Source organism: Shewanella psychrotolerans, assembly GCF_019457595.1.
GTDB classification, from domain to species: Bacteria; Pseudomonadota; Gammaproteobacteria; order Enterobacterales; family Shewanellaceae; genus Shewanella; species Shewanella psychrotolerans.
On sequence record NZ_CP080419.1, the window covers coordinates 3,530,260 to 3,555,682 of the forward strand.

Consider the following 25,423-nt stretch of genomic DNA (forward strand, 5'->3'; position numbering starts at 1 on the left):
GCAATTAACACCGACAATTTAACATTTCACGCACACTGACATTACCCCCTTCACATCTAACTCTCATTTTCTCATATAGATCATGCTTTACCGCTGGCTATATCAGCCTTTTTACTCTACACGCGATATCGTACAATGACGCCTCCATCTAAATAACCAGTTAACGCCATGCCCTTTAGCTTTAAACAGTTCCATATCGACGATAGCCATTGCGGCATGCCTGTCAGTACTGACGGCGTTCTTTTGGGGGCTTGGGCTCCGTTGTCTGATGCAGAGAGCATTCTTGATATTGGCGCTGGGAGTGGATTACTGTCACTGATGGCTGCCCAGCGCTCTGAAGCGCAAGTCACCGCGATCGAAATCGACAGCCAAGCAACACAGGATTGTCAGCACAACATCAATCAAAGCCCATGGCATGAGCGTATTACACTTGTCACTCAGTGTGTAACCCAATGGGCACAGACCCATAATCAGCAATACGACCATATTCTTTGCAATCCGCCCTATTTCGACAATGGTCCACAATCTAACGACCAGCGCCGTGCACAGGCACGGCATACTGATACGTTAAATTTCGAGATGCTGCTGACCGCAATAAAAAGACTGCTTAACCCAGATGGCAATGCAAGCCTTATTTTGCCGCAAGCCAGTTTAGGCCGTTTCTTATTGCGACTTGGTGATCACCAGCTGAACCTAATAGAACGGGTCGATATAATAAGCGTCGAAGGAAAGAGTCCACAGCGTCACCTGCTGTTACTGGCTCATAAAACACCTCAAGCTAGGCCTACAGAGGTTAAGCAGCTGATCATAAGAAATCGTTTAGGCGACTACACCCAAGAGATGGTCGAACTCACTCGGGCGTTTTACCTAAAGATGTAAGCAAGATTGAGCAGAAATTAGGATCCGTGATATCTCAGTGGGAACCTCGCACTTTGTGCTAATTTGAGTGTATAATGCCGCGCTATTATTCATTGAGACGCTGCGCATGCAATTTGAAGATTTCCATCTTGACGAAACCTTACTAAGGTCACTCAAGGCGATGGGCCACAATACGCCCACCACAATCCAGCAACAGACCATTCCACTAGGACTCGAGCAACAAGATATTTTGGCTCGTGCACCAACGGGAACAGGGAAAACTGCCAGCTTTTTGTTGCCTGCGCTGCAACACTTGATCGACTTTCCTCGCCGATTTTCTGGCCAAGCTCGGGTGTTAATCTTAACTCCTACCCGCGAACTCGCCAGCCAAGTGCATCGTTATGCTTCGCACCTTGCCACCGACTTAGATCTTGATATCGCCATTATTACTGGCGGTGTGCCTTATGCACCACAAGAAAAAGCATTAAGTGGCAATGTTGATATTCTGGTTGCGACACCAGGCCGCTTGATGGAATACCTTGATAAGGGATTGTTTGACGCACAAGAAGTCGAAATATTAGTGATCGATGAAGCCGATCGCATGCTTGATATGGGCTTTACCTCTATCGTGCAAGCTATCGCTATCGAAGCCCAGGGTCGTAAGCAGAACATGCTATTTTCGGCGACACTGGAAGGTGGTGGCGTCAGTCGTTTTGCACAAGAGCTGCTAACCGATCCCGTTACCATTGAGACTAAGCCGCCTCGCAGCGAGAAAGCCAAGGTCCACCAATGGATCCATTTAGCAGACGATAAAGACCACAAGTTTGCGCTACTGTGCAGTATCTTAAATCGTGAAGATGTGACCCGTGCTATCGTTTTCGTAAAAACTCGTGAAGTGGTTGCTAGCCTCGAAGGCCAACTAAAACGTGTTGGCATTGACTGCGCCTTTATGCGTGGTGATATGGAACAGAAAGCGCGTTTTCAAGCCTTGGGCCGATTCACTAAAGGTGAAGTCAATGTACTGTTGGCTACCGATGTAGCGGCACGTGGAATTGACGTTGACGATATTAGTCATGTAATTAACTTCGATATGCCTCGCAGCGCCGACACCTATGTTCACCGTATCGGTCGTACCGCTAGAGCAGGCAACAAAGGCACTGCGATTTCGCTAGCTGAAGCCCATGATATGCGTATCGTCGCAAAAATTGAGCGCTATATTGAGCAACCTTTAAAACGCCGAATTATCGAAGAGTTACGTCCTAAGCATAAGGAAGCACGCCCACCATCAAAGAAAAAAGTCAAAGCGGGCGACGCTAAAAAGGTCAGTAAGAAATACAAAGCGAGTAAAAAGAAGAAATAAACGAGCAGATCCTTATCTCTCTCAAAAAAAAAGCGCCTCTAAATGGGCGTTTTTTTTGTAACCCAATTTAACGGATAAAACCCAAGCGACGCAGCCTCCCTTGAATATCAATATGTTAAGCAGGGTAAACATCACCTAACCTGAAACATTTAATTTACAAAAAGACTTTTGACCCTAGGCCAGACTCTGGTAATTTATAGAGCAAGCAGCTCAGCATGGAATAGCATGAAGTCAATGATAAAAAAAATTATACGTAGAGTCCTTCCACCTTTTCTCATCTTGATCGTTTTTGGTGCCCTAGCCGGATTATTGATGAGTACGCGAGAAGCACCTGAACAGAAAGAAGATGAGATCCCAGTCCCCATTGTTGACGTTACCTCTGTAACTCAAGAAACGGTATCACTGAATCTCCCCTCTTATGGCGTCGTTATGCCAAAGAACAAAACCCAGTTAGTGACTGAAGTTCAGGGGCGTATGTTCGCTATCTCTGACAAATTCGTCGCCGGTGGTATTGTAAAACGGGGCGATAAGCTGGCTGAAATAGAGCCTTCAGACTATCAAGCCGATCTCATGCAAGCACAAGCCACTCTAGCACAAGCAAAAGCCCTGCTCGATGAAGAGATTGCTCGCGGTGAAGTGGCCAAAAATGATTGGGACGGCTATGACAGCGGCCCAGCTCCCGAACTTGGATTACGTGTCCCACAACTCAAAAAAGAGCAAGCGAATGTCAAGTTTGCCGAAGCGGCACTTGCCCGTGCACAGCGTAATCTTGAGCGAACCATTATCCGCGCGCCATTCGACGGCATCATTAAGGCGAGAAATGTCGATCTTGGTCAGTATGTTACTCTCGGCACCAATTTGGGTGAGCTGTATGACACTCGCATAGCCGAGATACGTTTACCTCTCGCAAACAACGAACTGGCTTATTTAGAGTCGATTGACAATCCCGACACCGAAGTCACTCTGAGCGCTGAACTTGCTGACCGAACGGTGACTTGGGTAGGAAAGATTGTCCGCAGTGAAGGGGTGATCGATGCCGAAAACCGTATGGTGTATTTAGTCGCCGAGATCAAAGATCCCTACCTCAGAGAGCAGAAGCAGCCGGGACAACTCCCACTCAAATATGGCAGCTTCGTCAACGCGGTGATTAAAGGGCGCACTGTCGAAGGTATCGTTAAATTGCCTCGCCATATAGTGAGGGGAAATCAGGTTGCAGTCGTCCGAAATGACAACACGCTAGAGATGCGTGACGTCAACGTGGTACGCACGGATATCGACAACGTCTATATCAAAGATAGCCTTGCCGATGGCGAACGTGTTTCTCTGACCAATATTAACAATATGACCACGGGTCAGTTGGTTAAAGTGATTGGAGAGCAAGATGACTCCAACACTGATACCGATGAGAATAAGTCGGAGAGTACCCTAGTTGCTGCGGGTGAATTGTAATGGATAGTAACAAAGGAATTATCGCCTGGTTTGCCCGTAACAGTGTGGCGGCCAACCTACTAATGGTCATCTTACTCGTTGGCGGACTATTTAGCACAGTATTGATTAATAAAGAAGTTTTCCCCTCTTTTGAACTCAATTATTTGCAAATATCGGTTGCCTATCCCGGTGCTGCCCCTCAAGAGATTGAAGAAGGGATCAACATCAAGATAGAGGAGGCGATTCAAGATATTAGCGGCATAAAAAAAGTCACCTCGGTCGCCAGTGAAGGTTTCGGTAATGTCACCATTGAAGTAGAAGATGGCTTCGATGCACAAGATATTCTCGATGAATCAAAACTGCGAATCGATGCTATCTCCACCTTTCCAGAAAATATCGAAAAACCCAATATTTACCGCATAAAGCCAGAAAATAACGTTATTTGGGTGTCGGTCTATGGCGACATGGATCTGCATCAGATGAAAGAGCTGGCTAAATCGATACGCGAAGAGATCACCGCCCTGCCCGCAGTGACCCGAGCGCAAGTGACCGGGGTTCGTGATTATGAAATTAGTATCGAGCTTTCTGAGGATAAGCTGCGCGAATATGGCTTAAGCTTCGCACAGGTCGCACAAGCGGTGCGTAACTCCTCTATCGATCTACCTGGTGGCTCAATTAGAGCCGAAGATGGCGATATCCTGCTCAGAACTAAAGGCCAAGCCTATACAGGCGATGACTTTGCTCAAATCGTTGTTAGCACGCGTCCTGACGGTAGTCGTATCATGCTGCCACAGGTAGCCACTATTCGTGATGGCTTTGAAGAGCGATTAGAGTACACCCGATTTAACGGTAAGCCAGCGGCAATTATCGAAGTGCTTAGCGTCGATGATCAAAATGCACTCGATATTTCATCTCAAGTAAAGAGCTATATCGCAGAGCGCCGAGCAACATTACCGGCCAATGCAGAGCTCGATACTTGGGGTGATTTAACTCACTACCTTAAGGGTCGCCTTAACATGATGATATCGAACATGTTTTATGGCGCCTTGCTGGTATTTATCATATTGGCACTATTCCTTGATTTAAGATTGGCATTTTGGGTCATGATGGGCTTACCCGTCTGTTTCCTTGGGGCGATGTTTATCATGCCACTGGAACCCTTCTCACTATCGATTAACATGCTGACGTTGTTTGCCTTTATTTTGGTGCTAGGCATAGTGGTCGATGATGCCATTGTAATAGGTGAAAGCGCCTATACTGAGATCGAAAAGCATGGTCATTCCCTAGAAAACGTCGTGAAAGGTGCCCAGAAAGTCGCCATGCCAGCCACCTTCGGCGTACTAACAACCATTGCTGCGTTTATGCCAATGATCATGGTATCAGGCCCGATGGCGATTATCTGGAAATCGATAGGTTTAGTGGTGATCCTCTGTTTAGCTTTCTCACTAGTGGAATCTAAATTGATTTTGCCCGCCCATTTGGCTCATATCAAACCCAGACGTCCTAATCCTAACCCTAATGTTTTTGTACGATTTAAAACGGCACTGAATAACAAAGTGCAGCACTTCATTCACCACAGCTACCGGGTGTTTATCGAGCGCTGCATTCGTCATAGATACAATGTTGTGGCGACCTTTGTTGGGGTATTAATTCTTTCTATTGCCTTGGTGGCGAGTGGCAAAGTGCGCTGGGTATTCTTCCCAGATATTCCATCTGATTTTATTCAAGTACGACTGGAGATGGATGTCGGTAGCTCCGAAGCCAATACCCTGAAGGTGGTAAAAGAGATTGAAAATGCCCTCTATACCATGAACGAGAAGATGGAAGATCAGTATGGTTACCCAGTGGTGAAGCACAGCTTCATCAATATGAGTTCCAGAACCTCAGCCTTTATCTTCGCCGAGCTGACTAAAGGTGAAGACCGAGATGTTGATGGTGTCACCATTGCTGATGAGTGGCGCAAGGCATTGCCTGAGCTCATTTCGGTCAAAAAGCTCAATATCAATGCCAGCACCAATGATGCCGGCGGAGATATCTCCTTTAGATTAACCTCAAGCGATTTGGAGCAACTCTCGCTGGCAGCAAATGAACTTAAGCAAAAGTTAAGAACCTATGAGGGGGTTTACGACATTTCCGATAACTATTCATCGGGCAGTCATGAAATCCGCTTGGCGATTAAGCCTGAAGCCGAAGCGCAGGGTTTAACCCTGTCCGATCTTGCTAGCCAAGTTCGCTATGGTTTCTATGGTTTTGAAGCCCAACGTATTTTGCGTAATAAAGAGGAAGTGAAGGTGATGGTGCGCTATCCATTAGAGCAGCGCCGAACCGTTGGACATCTGGAAAACATGATGATCCGAACACCTCAGGGGATCTCTGTTCCCTTCTCTACCGTTGCGAAAATTGAGTTAGGCGACTCCTATTCCTCAATTACCCGAGTCGATGGAAGACGCGCTATTACGGTGATGGCGAATGCCAATAAAAACATTGTCGAGCCATCGAAAGTGGTCGGTGAAATTCAAAAGGATTTCCTTCCTTATTTAGAAGGTAAGTACCCACATATCTCAAGCACCTTAGATGGCGGTAGCGCCGATGAACAAAGTGCGATGGTGGGTCTATTCCAAGGTTTCTTCTTCGCGATGTTTACCATCTATGCCTTGATGGCGATTCCACTAAAATCCTACAGCCAACCCTTAATCATCATGTCAGTGATCCCATTTGGTATTATTGGTGCGCTGTTTGGTCATTTCATTCTCGGACTGTCGATGAGTGTCCTAAGCCTTTGCGGTATTGTTGCTTTGGCTGGGGTTGTGGTCAACGACTCGCTGATTTTAGTCGATTTTGTTAACCGAGCAAGAAACCAAGGTTTGCCGCTAGTGGATGCTGCAATAGATGCTGGCTGCTATCGCTTTAGAGCGATTATCCTCACCTCTATGACCACGTTCGTTGGGCTAGTGCCAATTATCTTAGAGCGGAGTTTACAGGCGCAGATAGTGATACCCATGGCCACCTCGTTGGCATTCGGTATTTTATTCTCGACAGTGGTGACGCTTATTTTGGTGCCAGTGCTCTATATTATCCTCGATGATATAAGACGCACATCTCGCCGTTTTTATCACTGGTGGTGGCAACCGAAGAAAGATGAGGCTATCGGAAGTTAAACCTATTGAGTGTTAAATAAAGGGAGGCATAGCCTCCCTTTTTGATCTATTCAGCATTTTAAGCACCAGAAAGTCGCTAGAATATGACTCTGATAAATAAGTATAAGCTGATCATGAGTCAATCCACCCTAGTCTACGACATCCGTAATAGCCGCTACCTAAACATCACAGGACGCTGCACATTACGCTGCCAGTTTTGCCCAAAGCATAATGGCAGTAAACAGATCCATGAGTACCAATTGGCATTAGATCATCAGCCTAAGGCCAATGAGATCATTCCACTGCTCGGAGATGTTAGCCAGTTTGAGGAATATGTGTTTTGTGGCTATGGGGAACCCACTTTAAATCTCACCACCTTGATTGAAGTCGCAACAGAGGTTAAACGGCAAGGCGGAAAAGTCAGAGTCAACACCGATGGCTTAGGTAATCTATTTCATCGACGCAACATCTTGCCTGAACTCGCACCTGTGGTCGATTCCCTATCCATTTCGCTCAATGCCGATACCGAAGAAGCTTATCTACGCCACTGCAAACCTAAATTAAAAGGTGCTTACCAAGCCGTAAATGAGTTTATAAAACTGGCGCCAGACTATATTGACAAAGTGCAAGTATCAGCCATAGATGGCTTGGAAGGGGTCAACATTGAACGCTGCGAAGCGATTGTCATTAACGCCAAAGCCGAATTCAAACATCGCCATTTAGGGGTGATTGGGTAAAAGGGCAAATAGCGCGTTAGCGAGATGTAAGTGACTGTGTTAAGCAGATAGAATCATGCTAACATAGCCGCAAAAGAACTAGGACAAACACCACTTTCAATGCTGACGCAAAAAACTTCACTTCTGATCACTGGCCAAGGTTTGCACTGGTCAACGCAACGTATTTTTTCTGTAGCAACGCAGATCATTATTTTGCTTATCAGCGTGATCTTGCTAACCAATGTGATCATTACACTCGGTGAGCGTCGTCTTCAGGAAGATTGGGCAACACAGAGATACAGTGAGTTACAGTCTGTCGGCACCTTAATTGCCGATAAAGTCTCATTCCAGCAGTTTAGAACACAGATGTTGGCCAACGCTGAGTTATTAAAACGCTATCTAACGATCCCCAGCGAGATCCGCCAGAAAAAACTCCAACAACATTGGGCCTTAATGACGCGAAACATTCCAGGACTGTTGGATATTGCGCTGTTTGATCCTCAGGGTAAATATAAGTTTTCTACCACCAATAATTTTAGCCGAGAACCGCTACCTGCTTCGTTGCTTGAAGGCTCCCGCAATATGGGCGGTACCGAAGTTTATACTTCGCCACTGGAGTTCACTCCGATTAATGGCAAGCTTGAGCCCTATCTTTATCAATTAGCATGGTTAGAAAACCCTAACCAAAGCGTGCGAGGCTATTTGGTGACCTACCAATCGATGACTCGTATGTTAAAGAGTATCAAGCCAGCCTATTCCAGCGCCGAATCACCACTTATGATACTTGATACCCAAGGCTTGCTATACGCAGGAGCAGAAAATAAACCAAACATCAATCGGATACCTGAAACCATGGGAGGCAGCCTACGCCAAACCTATCCTGCGTTATGGCGTAAAATGTCGAACAGTAACTTTGGTCAGTTCCATGGCGATGATGCGACCTTTGTTTATTTAAAGATTGAGCTCACGACTCAATATGAGACTCGCAGAGAATATTATTTAGTCTCCTATGTGCGTAATGACGCTATTGCCGAAAACTTCTCAGAATGGCGTAATATTCTGATTGCTGGAGCGCTAGTGTTAACGCTACTCGCATTGGCGCTAATCTTGCTGAGTCACTCCTATCGTATCGGTCAACGCTCAAGAGCATTTAGTATCGATTTGGCCAATAGATTATTCTATCAAGATATCGGCTGTGTCATTGTTAATGAAAACAATCGCGTCGTCACCGCTAATGAAAAGGCGGCACAATTGTTAGCCATACCACTAGATGAGTTGTCAGACCGTAATCTGCAACGAATTTTACAACTAGAAAACGAGCAATACGCAGACATTCTGACTCAACTAGAAAAAGATAAAAAATGGCATGACGTTATCGATTTAGAAGATCTATGCGGTTGCACGTTAGCGGTGAACATAAGTAGTGCTATACGCTCAGCAAAAAAAGGCAGTTATTTGTTGGTGACCTTTGAAGATGTCACTCAGCTCAAACAAGCGCAGCAACAGGCTCACCTCAACCAATTACTCAATGATAATGCCGTCGCCTGCGCATTAGTTAAAGCAAATGGCGAGCTTGAGTTAGCAAACGATGCCTTTAAGGAACTGGTGTCCATCCACAATACTGATAATAAGAACTTAACCGAATTACTTAATAATGACCTCGATGTTCAATGGCCACGTATCACTCAGCAGTTACTATTACAAAGCACATGGAAAGGGCAAATACTGTGCGATCCCAATGGCCATGAAAACACTTGCCTTCAAGCGACCCTTAAAGGGCACTTAGATGCGGCTGGTGAGATCGAGCATATTGTCTGTACCCTAGAAAAGGCTCAAAAAAGAACATTACTGAAAGATAGGGGAGATTTTATTCCTCATCGAAGCACTATCTTAATCAACCTACGTGATTTAGATGACTACTTTAATTCTTTAAGTCGCGTTAGTCGCGACAACTCTAGCTTGCTGCTGATCGACATAACTGCCGAGAGCATGCTTAGCCATATGAGTGACATTGGTCAGTTAGAGAGTCGTCAACGTGAAGTCGAGATCCACATTCTCAAATCGTTACCTATGGGCTATCAAATGTCTCATTGGCAGCTAGGCAAATTGATTGTCATCTTGCCTAACACCCATCCAGATGATGCCCATCATTACGCGGTGTCCACCCTTGCAAGCTTAAACGACATAGGCCTAGGCGCAGGGATCTGTATGGGCATTGCCAGTTATCAGCCCGAACAAAACCTAGAACAATACCTAATCAATGCCGAGGTTGCCCTCAAACGAGCCAAACAGATAGGGGAACAAAATATCTGTCAGGCGTTTACCCGTCATAATTAACCTCAGGTTATCTCATTACAAAGGCGCCTACAGGCGCCTTTTTCCTCCGTATATTATCAATTTAGCGCTGTATATGGATATAACAATGTCATGAACACATGAGTGAAAGAACGATCAAATGTGCAAGCACACTTTGGGCACACTGACTTCTTGTTAAAGAAAGTTGTCCCTATGCGCTCCATTGTGGGTGAGTTGCGAGTTCAATTAAGCTGAAGATGCCAGTCATAAAGAGTACCATCATAAAGGAGATAAAGAGTTGTCCGATAATTAGGGTCAGCTTCTTTTGCATTGCTTCGTCTAAAGTGTCTATGGATGGTGCGCAAAACGTATAGACGAGCACTATCCGAATAAAAGGTTAGTGCCGCGGGTTAGTTTGAAGCAACTAAATCTCGAAGTGCTCGAGGACTTAAATAACCGGACCAGTCTAAAATCTTTTCGACGGCGCAGATGTTAGTAATTAGCGTGATGAGAGTTACGTTTTTAGTTCGCACATAACAAGACGTTTAGGACAGATTCGCAATGCGAGTCATTTTCAACTTACGTTGAATTTAGTATATACAGCACAATGGGTTAGGTTAGGCAATCTTGATAACGACTTAATACGACGTTATCTGTAATCGAAAGTAAGGAGGCTTTTATGGCGAATAATTATCGAGGTTCATGCCTTTGTGGTGGTGTGAAGTATGAGCTTTTAGGTGAGTTCCAGTCTTTCTTCTTATGTCATTGTACTCGTTGTCAAAAGGATACAGGCTCAGCTCATGCCGCAAATTTGTTTGCTAAAGCAGGCACCTTAATTTGGTTGCATGGTGAAAAGGATGTTAGAACCTATGAACATCCCAATTCATTTCATGCAAAAAGCTTTTGTTCAAAATGCGGCTCTGCGCTCCCAACGTTTGCTGATAGTATTCACTGTGTAGTGGTTCCGGCAGGCAGCCTTGATAGTCCTGTTCCAATTGCGCCTACGGCTAAAATTTTTGTTGATAGTTGCGCTAGTTGGGCGATGAATTTATGCAGTATACCTAGCTATGAAAAGCTTCCAGACCAAGTTAAGAGCTAAACACATACAATAAATCGGCCGCGCGCAGCTGCGACCTTGTCCCAAGTGTTAAATAAGCCCGAACTTGCAGGAAGTGATACCTTTTATATCGTAAATATGTTTAGCTGTGATGTCTCATGATTTGAGGGAAGATCTGACCTCAACACTTGCGCATCCATACACTTCACCTGCGCTAAGCAATTCAAAACAATGAAGGCGAAGGCTGACAATGGCTCTGTCGCCAATAGATCGGCTGCAGCTGAAAAAGAAGTTTATATTTTGTTTTCAAACAACTAATTCCAACTGCTGGAAATAGGTACTCTATCAAGCGAGATTGCCTAGCAGCGTTGAGCCTACCTAGACAGCATCTTCTTGCTCGTCCCCTATCGGCTCCATACCATCGGGTAACTTGCTTTCGGTCACCTCTACTATAGTCGAACGGTTCATAGTGATCTTATAACGCGCATATTGCGGCGGATTGCGGCCTTCTCGGAGCGTCAAAATCAGGTTAACTTGGTAACGTCGCTCTACCGAATCATTACTGATCTTGCCATCGGCTTCTTTGTATATCTTCGCCTTGCCTCGTTCAAGATAACGGGCAAATGGAACCAAACTGAAGTTCACCTGCTCTTGAATGGTCGAGTAACCCGCTAAAAAGTCCTTCTGTGAAATCCGTGAGCTGATACCATAATGCAAAATATCCGCATCGACCTTATTTTGACTGTGGCGACGATTCAAAATCTCATTAACGCCATCAGGCAGCTCTTTCGTTTTAACAAAGTCAAGCCACACCAGTTGACGGCCAATAACCGCTTGGCTAGTTGTATCACGCAAAATACGACTCCAACGAGGTCGGCCTTTCTGGATAACCCGCCATAGGGCATTACGAATATCTTCTTTGAAAATCTCACGAAAACCATAGATCACCGCCAAGCTCAATAACAGCGATAAGGTTAATCCACTAAACACCCCTTGCGCCTTAATAATAAGCGCCGAAACCACCAGCATAACAAAGCCTGTCGCCACCCCGGTGGTGAGTTTTTTTAACCCGACACCTAAGGTTTTAAGCTCCTCTTTAAGCACAACCCCTTGCTGAATAAGACGACGCAGCAACAACATCTTATTTGAGATCCGGTTAGGATCATCTTTAGTCTGAGTGGAATTATAATTTCGACTATCGCGGTAACTTTTCTCGCTGCGGCAAAGGGCGATCACCTCTTCCACGACTTCGCTGTAGTCGCTGCTGCGAGGGGCTCTGGACATTAACTTCAACAATCGCTGTTCACAAAACCAGGATAAGTAGTTATCCGAGTTTTCAAAATAATGTTTCCACTTTGGGTCGCTTGGTTCATTACGACGAAACTTTTTCAGCAGCTGAGCCACAATATCGCTCAACTCTTTGAGTGAAGCGTAAAACTTATCGACATCTTCGATCTGGGCTAACTCTTTACTGTCGGTCTCGATCGCTACCGCAAATTGATAGGCAAACAAGTTGAGATAGAGCCTAAACTCCTCAACAGTTCGCTTATTTTGACTAATAAAACGCCCTTGGACTAAAGGAAGATGTAGGCCTGAAGAGTAATAGGAACGTCGCCCCGCAATAGCGGCATGGTAATACTCCTCTTCATCTAGGCTTTGGGGGTTAATACCCATTTCTTTAGGCAAGAAAAAATAGAGGTCGAGTCGCCTATGATCACCCACCTTCATTTGATGGGTGAATTTTATCGACAGTGATTCTTCCTGCTTAACGTAGATCTTAGACACAGAGCCTCATAGACATTTAAATATCAGTAAGTTACAGCTAGATTATAGTCGAACATATCTTAGTGCACTAGACGGCAACCACAAACTGTATTGCTGGGTTGAAATAGCACTATTGCATAGTCTCGCAAAGAATCTAAATCCAATGGTTCGATAGATAGATTATGCATTCCTTTACTGTCTAAGTTAAATGAACTGATATAAGAAAGATACTGCATATGTTGTGGTTGGCTTTGATAGTTGTCCTCACTCTCCTCTTTGGTATACACCGAAAAATTGTAGCGGTGCGCCTGCTTATCATAGTTAACAAGCTTTCCCTTCATTCGAATACTTCCTGCCAGCGTGCCATCTAAATTGAAGTAACGATAGTTAATCTGAGCCTGCTGTTTCTTGGCCAAAATATCAACCAACAGATAATGACGTCCCTCTATCTCATTATTATCGGGTCTATCGAATAGCTCCGAGCTACAGCTAAGCATTAGACTCTGCGTAGGATAAAGATAACGATAGCTGATGGTAAGACTAACAACCAACAGCAATAAAATCAGAAAATTAATTCCCCAGAGTACTTTTCTATTCACACAAAGAGACCTCCGCAAGCCACTGATCAGAAATAAAGACTTTATTTTGTCTAAAATCGGTCAGCTTAAGGTTTCTCACTATAGATTGGCCTAATTTATCGCCTTTCATAGTGATATTAAATACCTGTTTATCATGAGATAAAGAAAGATAGACTTGCTTCCATGGCGCTGATTCGCAAAGCTTAATGCCCTGAGCTAAACGCTGGGTTAACGCAAGTAATGAGGTATTATTGGTTTTAGATTTAGCATAAGAGATAAGCATTACCTTCTGGCCAGACTCTAAGGTGATGACTTGCTTGCTAAAGGGTTCGGTATAGGTGCTATGGTTGGAAAATTGCCCCATCCATTGCATCACAACTAAAGGGATTATAGCCAAGATCAATAGGCCAACGCCTAGCTTGATTCGACGATGCTGACAACCGAATAACCGGCTAATGAATACAGACACCCATACCGGAGTGCTAGGTTTCTTTATCCGCTTTCGCGACTGACTCTCTAAACGTAATCGATAGCCTTTACCTTTAATGGTTTCGATCATATGCTCATGCGCTGGCCCTAGAAACGATCGCAACATAAACACAGCTCGAGTGACGGAAGAATCACTTAACGCCAAATGCTCCGCATCGGCAGAACCTAATACATGTTTAGCAACCACTTTATCGTGATTAGCGATTAGCAGACGCAGCACCTGCAGCTCGGCTCGAGGTAAGAACCACTGCTCCTGGGTCACTTGGTGTGTGAGTAAGCCTCTTTGGCTATCAAAAAGACAATCACCTAATTGCATTATTCCCTTCACTATTCAATTCAACCTACTCTTAGCTGGGGCGAATCTGACGAACTGCGTTATCTGCTCTATTGTTCACAATAGAGTCAAAATCATCATATTCTTTTAAAACAGTAAATTAGAATATCTTTTAAGATCCTAACTATGTAGGTCATCGAGACGTAGTCACAGCATAAACAATACAATCACAAATTTCTGTGATCCCCACTATCTCATTACAATCAATGTGGAAATTATTATGATCGTGTTAATAAAGCTTGTCGTTACGCGAACCAAGTCACATTATTTATGGCATGAATAACGCTATTCTCTCCATAGCTAAACCACAAAAATTAACATGAATGCTACAAATAAAGTGACGCACCTCACACAGCAATTGAATTCCGCCCATAAAGAGCTTAACGCAACATAAAAATCCGATTAGCATTAACTAAAAATAAGTCATACCACCTCACTATTCGCTTTCACGCCATTCATCTATCCGTCATCACACTATTCACAATATTCCCCCAGCAAACTGATTCCAAGCTTACAAGGGACGAACATTTCGTACCGACAATAACAACACTTATTTCCATGTGAGGACATTTTCTATGACAATTACTAGACGCCAAGCACTCACCAAAATCATTGGTATTAGCACCGCAGCTGCTGGAGCCACTCTTATGGGGACCTCTGCATTTGCTGGCACAGATGAACAAGGTAACTTTCACCTAGCTCTTGGGGATAAATTAAAGTACGTACCACTCGATGCTATGGCAACAGCTAAGCTTGCTTATGAAACAGGTGGTGGATGTATGCATCAGGTATTCCATTCGTTAGTCACCATGCTTGCCAACTCTTCAAGTGCCGATGCAGCCAAGTTTGCTACTATTCCTACTGCCATCGCAGCATACGGTGGAGCGGGTATCGCCGGACAAGGTACAGTTTGTGGCAACATGAATGCCACAGGAATGTTAGTAAACTTCCTCGATGACATTAACGGCCAAAACGCAGCGGTGATTGGAGCCGCCTTTAGATATTATGAAACAACTGAATTACCACTCTCTAGCCCTGAGTTTATTGCTGGTATCGGCTCAACCGATGAAAAAACGCTAAAAGTAGGTAAGTCCTCTGTCGCCAATAGCGTGTTATGCCACTCATCAATCAGTAACTGGTCAAAAGCATCAGGCTTTACCTTTAGTGAAAAAGGTGAGCGCTGCTACCGTTTGTCAGCCTCTATCGCTTACCACTTAGTTGAATTACTTAATCGTGCCTATGCGGGTGAAGATATTGCTGCTCTACCAGAATCGAAACCATCAAGCGAAGCGCAAACCTGTCAAAGCTGTCATGGCGCCGCCGACACAATGGGCAGCGCGGCCAGTGTTAAAACAGATATGGAATGCACCACTTGCCATACCGGACACTTTAACTAAGTAAGGAGCTAGTCATGAACGATAAATTAGTGACCAGCCTACTAGCAGCACTGCTGCTCTGTGGTGGATGTGGTAGTGATGACAATGACACCGAAATGCCACCTGTTGTTACACCACCGCCAGTAGCCGACAGCGTTGATGCCAATGAAGCATTGGCCATTAACCTTTCTCTGGCCGAATTTGATGGCGCGAGCGGAGCATTGAGTTTCACCCTAGAAGATGACGCCGCTTTGGCTATTACCAATGCTAAAGATTATAAAATCACCTATTTTGGCTTTCCTGAAGATGGTGTCACTTCCCGTAATGCAAAAGCATGGAAGCATTGGCATGTCACCCAAAGCTTTGAATGCGATAGCAGCGCTGGCGAATGTGAAGGCGTTTTAGTGGAGTCAGAGAAAGGCAGCTATCACTTTGAAGCGACTGGCCTAGATTGGGACCGAAATACCAGCGATGGCTCAGTCAAAAAATATAAAGTAGCCATTGAGATCAAAGGAGCGATGGCAAACAACGAGTTAGTATTACTTCCCTCAACCTAACCACTGCACGACTTTGAGGACTAATAGCCAATATATTAGTCCTCTTTTTTATAGAGGGTGAGTTACATCGAAATAACAGCAGAAACAACCTGTCGGTAATAGGCGCTGCCACTATACCATCACGAATTAATCGACTCTCAACCAATAGTAGGCACGAATCAGAATCAGATGCGAATCCAAACCTGTCACTTATTCCGCGGTATTCACGGTAGGCGTGTATTCTGACGTTTCATTCAGGCTGGGTGTCACCACCTCATAAAACATAGAAGTATCGTGGTAAGGTTCAAAAACCGAATACAACAGTAATAGCAGTAATATTAACTGTGATATCAATAGAATATATTTCTGACGTGAAATGCTCTTTCCTGGGAGCCCCACCGAAAATCCTGATGATTGTTTTAACTTATCATGGAGGATAAAACCTTGATCATCGACAGCTTCGATTAATATCGCACTGGGCTCACCAAGAAAAAACTTTATGCGCTCAAGCGCTTCTTTTAATCGCTCGATATTGCGTTCATTTTCATCAAGGCAAGCAAGCAGTTGGCTATTAGACAATACTTGACCACGATGCTTAGCCAATTGTTTTAACACAGCAAACTCAGCTTTAGGCATCATCCAGCTTGTCTCATTTTCCTGATTTGACAATTGTGCTTGAGACATATCAAACCAACAACTACCAATTTGCATACTAGGTCTCTCACCAATGACAATAACTCATTGTAACCATAGCTAACGCTGGAATCTGTGACACCTTACATTCGGGATAGTAATTTTTCTCTTTCGTGACATTAAGCACGCAAGCCATTAATAAAAACAGATCAAATAACACAAAAAAAACACAAAAAAAACACAAAAAAGATACAAACCGATACGTATGTAAACAAAAGTACAAGCAAACCATTGATTTACAACTGATGTAAAAAAAGCGCCTGTTAGGCGCTTTTTTCGAGACGGACTAACTTAGAAAGAATAAAGTAAAGTCATGTTGGTTTCTGTATCTGTACTTTTCTTATCATCGGCGGGTTCGCTGTTGTAACGCACGACAACTGCAAATTTCATGGCTAATGCGCCAATAATATTTGCTGTGATAGACGTTTCAGAGCGCCCCTCGAGGCTATCACCATAATCGGCAACAAACAGCTGCTTAAACTTAGAGTTATCAGTGATTTCAGTTTCAAAATTCATCACACCGTGACCAACCCAGCTCTCTTCGGTATCGTAACCCGCTGCTAGCGTGCTCGCATCATCAAGACGTTTATACTGGTAACCAGGACCGACTTCAATGGCAAGCAATGTCTTACCTGTATCTACAAACTTATGGCCATAACCAGCCGACACTGTTGATTTAGAATCGAAACCAGTAAACGGATCAATCTCATGATTAGCGTTAGCAAAAATGTAGTTAACATCGCTTAACTGATAGTTGCCTTGGATTAGGCCGTAATAACGCTTACCGGTTTCTTCACCGCTATCCTCTTTATATAAGGCTTCAAGCAGATACTGGTTTTCCCAATTACCTAGCTCATGCTTCATATCTAAACGCCCCTTTAATGAGGTCGTCTCTGTGTTACCCGTGGTGACAGTTGCACCGAGCTCCGCGTCTGCAGCAAACGTCTTATCACCCTTTACGAAATCTGCACCTGCATGAGCAGCGAACGGAGTCGCTAACAAAATAGCTGTAGCTGTCAGCAATTTTTTCATTGTTATGTTACCTATGTTATCCAAGCCCCTTAAAAATTGGCGCAATATTAACATCCAGCGAACATAAATGAAAACCGACCTTGCATAATTCGGCTTCTTATACTGATTGATATAATAGGCAGTATTGCTTTAATGACGTGTCCTAGAAAGGAAAAAGCCCACGAAAGTGGGCTTTTAACAACATATCGAATGTTAGATTAGTTGATCTTTGGATCTAACTCTCCAGATTGATAAGCTTTGTACATCGCTTGTAGCGACTTAGGCTTGATCTTAGAGCCCATGCCCGCACAGCCAAAGGCTTCATAGCGCGTGGTACAGATATCAGCCATCGCTTCCATAGAGGCTTTTAGGAATTTTCGAGGGTCAAATTCACTTGGATTTTCAGCCAAGAATTTACGCACAGCCCCTGTCGATGCTAAACGTAAATCGGTATCGATATTCACTTTGCGTACGCCGTGCTTGATACCTTCAACGATCTCTTCAAGCGGTACACCGTAAGTTTCAGGGATTGCACCGCCATACTGGTTGATAATTTCTAACCACTCTTGTGGTACTGAAGATGAACCGTGCATGACTAAGTGGGTGTTAGGAATACGTGCATGGATCTCTTTAATACGATCGATACGCAGCACATCACCGGTAGGCTTACGGCTAAACTTGTAGGCACCATGGCTGGTACCAATCGCAATCGCGAGTGCATCAACATGAGTGTCACGTACAAAACGCGCCGCTTCTTCAGGGGTCGTTAATAGCTGGTCGTGACTAAGAACACCTTCTGCGCCAACACCATCTTCTTCACCTGCCATACCCGTTTCTAGGCTACCTAGACAACCGATCTCACCTTCAACCGATACGCCACAAGCATGAGCAAACGCAACCGTTTTACGGGTCACATCAACGTTGTATTCATATGATGCAGGTGTCTTGCCATCTGCCATCAATGAACCATCCATCATCACTGATGACATACCGAGCTGAATAGAACGCTGACAGATATCAGGATCGGTACCATGATCCTGATGAATACATACAGGAATATCTGGATACTGCTCAAGCGCAGCGGTCATTAGGTATTTTAAGAACTGAGGACGCGCATACTTACGTGCACCCGCAGAAGCTTGAACGATAACAGGGCTATCAGTCGCTTCAGCGGCTTGCATGATGGCACGCATCTGTTCAAGGTTGTTTACGTTAAAAGCTGGAACGCCATAATCATGTTCTGCTGCATGATCTAGCATTTGACGTAGGGAAATTAAGGCCATTTTTTACTCCAATAATAGGGTGGCGAACTAACTTTTGATTAATCCGATCACCGAGGTCACTATCGTTTGGACAGATTTTTATACTAACGATGGCAACCACATCCTGTGGATGCACATCGTCAGCGGTTTTTTTTAATATTAATTATTCGTTTTTACTTATTCAATTACTGCTATTGAGTAACCGTTATTCGCCGCGGCTTTCTAGCATAGCGACAGCGGGTAGCTCTTTACCTTCTAGGAACTCAAGGAAAGCACCGCCACCAGTTGAGATATAAGACACCTTATCAGCGATACCGTATTTGTCGACAGCAGCTAAAGTATCTCCACCACCAGCGATAGAGAAAGCTGATGACTCAGCAATAGCTTGAGCGATGCGCTTAGTACCTTCACCGAATTGGTCAAATTCAAACACACCTACTGGACCATTCCATACGATGGTACCGGCATTTTTAAGGATCTCAGCCAGTGCTTCAGCGCTGTCTGGTCCGATATCGAAAATCATATCGTCGCTTGATACTGCGCTTACATCTTTCAATGTTGCCGCTGCTGTTGGGCTAAATTCACCTGCAACAACCACATCTGTAGGCACCGGAATATCACCACCACGGCTTTGCGCATTAGCGACAAGACGCTTAGCTTCATCGATAAGATCCGCTTCATAAAGTGATTTACCCACTTCGTGACCCGCTGCAGCAATAAAGGTATTAGCAATACCACCACCAACAACAAGCTGATCAACGATGCCAGATAGGCTTTCGAGCACAGTCAGCTTGGTCGATACCTTTGAACCACCAACAATCGCCACTAATGGACGTGCTGGGTTATCCATTGCTTTTCCTAGTGCTTCAAGTTCGCCAGCCAATAAAGGACCAGCGCAAGCGATAGGAGCATAAAGACCAACACCATGAGTCGATGCTTGGGCGCGGTGGGCTGTACCGAATGCATCCATTACATAAACGTCACACAATGCAGCCAGCTTTTTAGAAAGCGCTTCATCATTTTTCTTTTCGCCGACGTTAAAACGGACGTTCTCAAATACCACAACTTCACCGACGTTAGCTTCAACACCATCGAGGTAATCGGTCGCTAGACGCACAGGGCAATCAAGTGCTTTTGCTAGGTAATCGACCACAGGTTGCAATGAAAATTCAGCATTAAATTCGCCTTCAGTTGGGCGACCAAGATGAGACATCACCATTACGGCAGCCCCTTTCTCTAACGCTAACTTGATCGTTGGTAGAGAAGCACGTAGACGCGCATCACTGGTCACCACACCATCACTGACAGGGACATTCAGGTCTTCACGAATAAGCACGCGCTTACCTTGAAGATCTAAAGCTGACATATTGATAATAGCCATTTTATATTTCCTTAAGATTTAAAGTTAAAAGACAAAAGTTAAAAAATTCTTCATTGCTAGCAAATTAAGGACAGTACACTTAATCGCTGCTAACGCTGACGGCAACGCTATCTGATCTAAAACGCCATCAGCGATAAATATCGATTACGCCCTAACGGCTTTTATCATCTCTAAACTGGTATCGAGCATGCGATTAGCAAACCCCCACTCATTATCACACCACAACAGTAGCTTGACTAAATGACCAGCACTGACCCGCGTCTGTGTGCCATCGACGATACTGGACCGTGGATCATGGTTAAAATCACAGGAAACTAACGGTGCATTAGTATAACCGACAACCCCCTGATATGAGCCATTCGCGGCTTGAGATAGTACTCGGTTCACTGTATCGATATCTACACGTTTGTCTAAGGTGACCGATAAGTCAATTGCAGTGACATTTATTGTCGGTACGCGCACAGAAATCGCCTCAAATTTATCTTTCATTTCAGGCAAAATACGTTCAATACCTCGCGCAAGCTTGGTATCCACCGGAATGATTGACTGCCCTGCAGCGCGAGTTCGCCGGAGATCATCATGATAGGCATCGATCACTTGTTGATCATTCATCGCTGAGTGAATCGTGGTGATCGCGCCGCTTTTAACTTGGAAAGCTCTATCGAGCACCTGAATAATCGGCACCAGACAGTTAGTCGTACAAGAAGCATTAGAAACCACGGTGTGATGAGCTTTTAGCGCTTCATGATTAACACCATAAACGATGGTGGCATCAACGTCACTTGACGATGGATGGCTTATTAATACTTGTTTGGCCCCTGCTTTCAGGTGCGCCTCACAAGCTTGTCTGTCAATGAGGACACCTGTGGCCTCGTAGACAATATCAATGCCCATTTCGGCCCAAGGCAGCTTTTCAGCATCCGCTTCATGGAGCAAAGTAATATGATCATCACCAACGGTTAATACATTATCATTGAGTGAGGTAGGTGATTGAAAGCGACCGTGAGTCGTGTCGTATAGCGTTAAGTGCAACATGGCTTCCGGTTTGGCAAGCTCATTGATAGCAACGATCTGAATTCGATCGCGTTTACCTGACTCATAAAGGGCGCGAAGAATTGAACGACCAATACGGCCATATCCATTAATAGCAACTCTGATCATTAAGCGCTTTGACTCCTCAAACCATCCCTGAAAGGGCAGACTTTTGATGCGACAACGGCTTATCTAATATTGCTATCAGATAAGCCGCTCCATCAGGCATTAGTTTCTAGAAAAACCAACGCCTCAACAACTGCTAACGCTTAAAACAAGCCGTTAACGGTCGCCACTACGTTATCAACGGTAAAACCAAAGTGCTTCATTAGTTCGCCACCAGGAGCTGACTCACCAAAGGTAGTCATACCAACTACCGCACCGTCGAAACCAACATATTTATACCAGAAATCAACGTGAGCCGCTTCGATAGCAACACGCTTAGTCACAGCGCGTGGCAATACAGACTCTTTGTATGCGGCATCTTGCGCATCAAAAGCATTAGTCGATGGCATAGATACTACTCGAACCTGCTTACCCTGTTCTGTTAAGGCTGCTGCAGAATCCAGTGCGAGTTGAACTTCACTACCTGTTGCAATCAAAATAACATCTGGCATACCGGCGCAATCACGCAGTACATAACCACCTTTAACCACATTGGCTAACTGCTCATCGGTACGCGCTTGAGCCGCTAGGTTTTGACGACTAAAAATCAGTGATGTTGGTGCATCACGACGCTCAATTGCATTCTTCCAAGAGATCGCTGTTTCAGTCGCATCACATGGACGCCATACCATCATGTTAGGTGTCATGCGTAGGTTAGCTAGCTGCTCGACAGGTTGATGAGTTGGACCATCTTCACCTTGACCGATAGAGTCATGGGTGTAAACAAAGATATTTTGAATGCCCATCAGCGCTGACATGCGTACCGCGTTACGCGCATATTCCATAAACATCATGAAAGTGGCGCCGTAGTTGATGAAACCACCATGCAGAGAAACACCGTTCATGATGCCGCTCATACCGAACTCACGTACACCGTAGTAGATGTAGTTACCGGCAGCGTCATCTTGAATACCTTTAGAACCAGACCATAGGGTCAAGTTAGAACCCGCAAGGTCGGCAGAGCCGCCGAGCAGTTCAGGCAACATAGCACCATAAGCACCGATAGCATTTTGTGAAGCTTTACGGCTTGCAATACCTTCACCTTTCTCTTGGCACTCTTTAATGAAAGCTTGAGCTTTGGCTTCGAAATCGGCAGGCAATTCACCATCGATCACGCGGCGCTTGTATTCTGCTGCAAGCTCTGGGTAAGCAGCTTCATAAGCGGCAAGTTTTTCATTCCAAGCCGCTTCATTGCTGGCGCCAACTTCTTTAGCATCCCAACCAGCATAGACGTTTTCAGGGATATCGAACGGACCGTGTTCCCAACCAAGGAACTCACGTGCCGCAGCAATCTCAGCATCACCCAGTGGCGCGCCGTGACAGTCATGGCTACCCGACTTGTTTGGCGAACCGAAACCGATAACCGTTTTGCAGCAGATCATGCTTGGCTTGTCGGTAACAGACTTAGCCTCTTCGATAGCCGCGCGAATCGCGTCGCTGTCATGACCATCAACGTTAGCAATGACATGCCAGCCGTATGACTCGAAACGCTTAGGTGTATCGTCGGTGAACCAGCCTTCAACATGCCCATCGATAGAGATACCGTTGTCATCCCAAAATGCAATCAGCTTGCCCAGACCTAAAGTGCCTGCTAATGAACAAGTTTCGTGTGAAATACCTTCCATCAAACAACCATCGCCTAAGAAGCAATAGGTGAAATGATCGACAATATCGTGTCCTGGACGGTTAAACTGTGCAGCTAACGTCTTCTCAGCAATAGCCATACCCACGGCATTACTGATACCAGCCCCTAATGGGCCAGTAGTGGTTTCAACACCGGGGGTGTAACCATACTCTGGGTGACCAGGGGTTTTAGAGTGTAACTGACGGAAATTCTTCAACTCTTCGATCGGCAATGCATAACCAGTAAGGTGCAGCAAAGAGTAAATCAGCATAGAGCCATGACCGTTAGATAGAATGAAGCGATCGCGATCAACCCACTCAGGGTTGGTAGGGTTGTGCTTAAGGAAGTCATTCCAAAGCACTTCAGCGATATCAGCCATTCCCATTGGTGCACCTGGATGACCAGAATTGGCTTTTTGAACGGCATCCATACTTAACACACGGATAGCGTTTGCGAGTTCTTTACGAGATGACATGCTCTCTCCTGCTTATTTTTTTAGGGATTTTGCGGGCAATTGTGGACGCATATTTTCCCCTACTAGGCGGTAGGACGCAAATAAAAATAACCTTATATTAGAGATTATAGTGTTCTGACCGGGCCATTTTTCCAGTCATCATGCTTATTCTTCTGCCCAAAATGCAGCAAACGATCCAATAACCGCCCCCTGATAATGCCATTTTATTGTCAACGCTATTTGTATGACTAATTGATTTCACTAATATTATCGGTTCTCAAAAAAACAGGAATTTAATAAATAGTAACTATATAACAATACGTTATAGAAGCTCAGCAAAAAATATAATGAGCATCATTAGATTATTTACTGGGTGTTACAGCACAATTTTTATCGAAAAGGGTGTTATCCCGTTTGTTTTCCACTAAAATAGCCGTCTAGATGTAGATACTTCTACACATTCAAATTGTATAAACACGAGATTTTCCATTATGGCAAAGCACTTGTTTACCTCTGAGTCGGTCTCAGAAGGTCATCCAGATAAAATCGCCGATCAAATTTCTGATGCGGTACTCGACGCGATCTTAGAGCAAGATCCTAAAGCTCGTGTTGCGTGTGAAACATACGTAAAAACCGGCATGGTAATGGTTGGTGGTGAAGTGACCACTTCTGCATGGGTTGATATCGAAGAGATCACCCGTAAAACCGTTCGCGATATTGGCTACACTCACTCTGATATGGGTTTTGATGCCGATTCTTGTGCCGTACTTAACGCCATCGGTAAGCAATCTCCAGATATTAATCAAGGTGTTGATCGCGCAGATCCTAAAGAACAAGGCGCTGGCGACCAAGGTTTAATGTTTGGTTATGCCAACAACGAAACTGACGTATTAATGCCAGCACCGATCACTTATTCTCATAAGTTGGTTAAGCGTCAATCAGAAGTACGTAAAGACAACACCCTTCCATGGTTACGTCCAGATGCGAAAAGTCAGGTGACTTTTGCTTATAACAATGACGGAAGCATTGCTGGTATCGATGCGGTTGTACTGTCAACTCAACACCGTGAAGATGTTAGTCAGCCAGACCTAATCGAAGGCGTGATGGAAACCATCATTAAGCCTGTACTACCGGCTAAGTGGTTAACTAAAGATACTAAGTACTTTATCAACCCAACAGGCCGTTTTGTTATCGGTGGCCCAGTAGGCGATTGTGGTCTAACTGGTCGTAAGATCATCGTTGATACCTACGGTGGTATGGCGCGTCATGGTGGTGGTGCTTTCTCTGGTAAAGACCCATCAAAAGTTGACCGTAGTGCTGCTTATGCTGCGCGTTATGTGGCTAAGAACATTGTTGCAGCGGGTCTTGCCGATCGCTGTGAGATCCAAGTTTCTTATGCTATTGGTGTAGCAGAGCCGACCTCAATCAGCGTTGAAACCTTCGGTACGGGTAAAGTATCTGAAGATGTATTGATTAAGCTTGTACGTCAGCACTTTGATCTACGTCCTTATGGACTAACAGAGATGCTAGATCTCGCTCGCCCAATCTATAAAGCGACAGCTGCGTATGGCCACTTTGGTCGTAACGAGTTCCCTTGGGAACGCACTGATAAAGCCGACGCTCTTCGCGCTGACGCCAAGCTTTAATCAAGATTATCAGTTAAAAAAACCGCCTATATGGCGGTTTTTTGTATCCTTGCTTTCTTAAATTAACACGAATCAATCTACGTTAACGGCTGAGCTGGCTCTGCATAACGAATAAAAAGATCTGATCGCTCAGCACGATTTAGCACTAAAGCTGAACGCTTATGAGGCAAGACAACGAGTGAACAGCATAGTTGCTCCACAGTCAAAGTCGTTAACACACACCTAGC

19 protein-coding genes are annotated in these 25,423 nt (G+C 44.7%); 10 read left to right on the forward strand and 9 right to left on the reverse strand.

Going from position 1 to position 25,423, the window contains the following annotated elements:
• Nucleotides 1–168: 168 nt before the first annotated feature.
• From K0I62_RS15590 to K0I62_RS15620, 7 genes are all read left to right on the forward strand, one after another.
• Nucleotides 169–879 carry a tRNA1(Val) (adenine(37)-N6)-methyltransferase gene (locus K0I62_RS15590; protein ID WP_220068979.1) on the forward strand — a complete coding sequence of 237 codons (711 nt, stop codon included), beginning with the start codon at nt 169–171 and terminating at the stop codon, nt 877–879.
• Nucleotides 880–985: 106 nt separating this feature from the next.
• Complete coding sequence (gene srmB, locus K0I62_RS15595) at nt 986–2,218, forward strand: ATP-dependent RNA helicase SrmB (protein WP_220068980.1); 1,233 nt, start codon at nt 986–988, stop codon at nt 2,216–2,218.
• Between the two features lie 234 nt (nt 2,219–2,452).
• Nucleotides 2,453–3,667, forward strand: coding sequence for an efflux RND transporter periplasmic adaptor subunit (locus K0I62_RS15600; protein WP_220071415.1), 1,215 nt, complete (start codon nt 2,453–2,455; stop codon nt 3,665–3,667).
• Nucleotides 3,667–6,804 carry an efflux RND transporter permease subunit gene (locus K0I62_RS15605; RefSeq protein WP_220068981.1) on the forward strand — a complete coding sequence of 1,046 codons (3,138 nt, stop codon included), beginning with the start codon at nt 3,667–3,669 and terminating at the stop codon, nt 6,802–6,804. Before K0I62_RS15600 ends, K0I62_RS15605 begins: the two co-directional genes overlap by 1 nt.
• Nucleotides 6,805–6,887: 83 nt before the next feature.
• Complete coding sequence (locus K0I62_RS15610; protein WP_258405014.1) at nt 6,888–7,520, forward strand: TatD family nuclease-associated radical SAM protein; 633 nt, start codon at nt 6,888–6,890, stop codon at nt 7,518–7,520.
• A 99-nt stretch (nt 7,521–7,619) separates the two neighbouring features.
• Nucleotides 7,620–9,836 carry a PAS domain-containing protein gene (locus tag K0I62_RS15615; RefSeq protein ID WP_220068982.1) on the forward strand — a complete coding sequence of 739 codons (2,217 nt, stop codon included), beginning with the start codon at nt 7,620–7,622 and terminating at the stop codon, nt 9,834–9,836.
• A gap of 637 nt (nt 9,837–10,473) precedes the next feature.
• On the forward strand, nt 10,474–10,893 hold the full coding sequence (locus tag K0I62_RS15620; RefSeq protein ID WP_220068983.1) for a GFA family protein: 420 nt from the start codon (nt 10,474–10,476) through the stop codon (nt 10,891–10,893).
• A 336-nt stretch (nt 10,894–11,229) separates the two neighbouring features.
• On the opposite strand, the gene K0I62_RS15625 is transcribed toward K0I62_RS15620, so the two are convergent.
• Genes K0I62_RS15625 through K0I62_RS15635 form a run of 3 tightly spaced genes read right to left on the reverse strand, consistent with a single transcriptional unit; the run spans nt 11,230 to nt 13,998 of the window.
• The gene (locus K0I62_RS15625; protein WP_220068984.1) at nt 11,230–12,636 is read right to left on the reverse strand and encodes a hypothetical protein; all 1,407 of its coding nucleotides are present in this window, start codon (nt 12,634–12,636) and stop codon (nt 11,230–11,232) included.
• A gap of 59 nt (nt 12,637–12,695) precedes the next feature.
• Complete coding sequence (locus K0I62_RS15630) at nt 12,696–13,214, reverse strand: hypothetical protein (protein WP_220068985.1); 519 nt, start codon at nt 13,212–13,214, stop codon at nt 12,696–12,698.
• Nucleotides 13,207–13,998 carry a winged helix-turn-helix domain-containing protein gene (locus tag K0I62_RS15635; RefSeq protein WP_220068986.1) on the reverse strand — a complete coding sequence of 264 codons (792 nt, stop codon included), beginning with the start codon at nt 13,996–13,998 and terminating at the stop codon, nt 13,207–13,209. The genes K0I62_RS15630 and K0I62_RS15635 overlap by 8 nt, the downstream gene beginning before the upstream one ends.
• A gap of 593 nt (nt 13,999–14,591) precedes the next feature.
• Between K0I62_RS15635 and K0I62_RS15640 the strand changes: the two genes are divergently transcribed.
• Both K0I62_RS15640 and K0I62_RS15645 read left to right on the forward strand, forming a co-directional pair.
• On the forward strand, nt 14,592–15,413 hold the full coding sequence (locus tag K0I62_RS15640; protein WP_220068987.1) for a cytochrome c3 family protein: 822 nt from the start codon (nt 14,592–14,594) through the stop codon (nt 15,411–15,413).
• Nucleotides 15,414–15,427: 14 nt separating this feature from the next.
• On the forward strand, nt 15,428–15,949 hold the full coding sequence (locus tag K0I62_RS15645) for a hypothetical protein (RefSeq protein ID WP_220068988.1): 522 nt from the start codon (nt 15,428–15,430) through the stop codon (nt 15,947–15,949).
• Between the two features lie 189 nt (nt 15,950–16,138).
• Here the strand turns inward: K0I62_RS15645 and K0I62_RS15650 are convergent, their stop codons facing one another.
• From K0I62_RS15650 to tkt, 6 genes are all read right to left on the reverse strand, one after another.
• Nucleotides 16,139–16,639 (reverse strand): helix-turn-helix domain-containing protein, encoded by a 501-nt coding sequence (locus K0I62_RS15650; RefSeq protein WP_220068989.1) that lies wholly within the window; start codon nt 16,637–16,639, stop codon nt 16,139–16,141.
• A 273-nt stretch (nt 16,640–16,912) separates the two neighbouring features.
• Nucleotides 16,913–17,653, reverse strand: coding sequence for a DUF481 domain-containing protein (locus tag K0I62_RS15655; protein WP_220068990.1), 741 nt, complete (start codon nt 17,651–17,653; stop codon nt 16,913–16,915).
• A gap of 197 nt (nt 17,654–17,850) precedes the next feature.
• A complete protein-coding gene (fba, locus tag K0I62_RS15660) occupies nt 17,851–18,915 on the reverse strand; it encodes a class II fructose-bisphosphate aldolase (RefSeq protein ID WP_220068991.1) in 1,065 nt (354 codons plus the stop codon).
• A gap of 184 nt (nt 18,916–19,099) precedes the next feature.
• On the reverse strand, nt 19,100–20,275 hold the full coding sequence (locus tag K0I62_RS15665; RefSeq protein ID WP_220068992.1) for a phosphoglycerate kinase: 1,176 nt from the start codon (nt 20,273–20,275) through the stop codon (nt 19,100–19,102).
• Between the two features lie 144 nt (nt 20,276–20,419).
• Entirely contained in the window at nt 20,420–21,436 is a 1,017-nt protein-coding gene (epd, locus tag K0I62_RS15670) for an erythrose-4-phosphate dehydrogenase (RefSeq protein WP_220068993.1), read from the reverse strand.
• A 140-nt stretch (nt 21,437–21,576) separates the two neighbouring features.
• Entirely contained in the window at nt 21,577–23,571 is a 1,995-nt protein-coding gene (gene tkt / locus K0I62_RS15675) for a transketolase (RefSeq protein WP_220068994.1), read from the reverse strand.
• A gap of 470 nt (nt 23,572–24,041) precedes the next feature.
• On the opposite strand from tkt, the gene metK reads away from it, so the two are divergent.
• Nucleotides 24,042–25,196 carry a methionine adenosyltransferase gene (metK, locus tag K0I62_RS15680; RefSeq protein ID WP_220068995.1) on the forward strand — a complete coding sequence of 385 codons (1,155 nt, stop codon included), beginning with the start codon at nt 24,042–24,044 and terminating at the stop codon, nt 25,194–25,196.
• Nucleotides 25,197–25,423 lie beyond the last annotated feature (227 nt).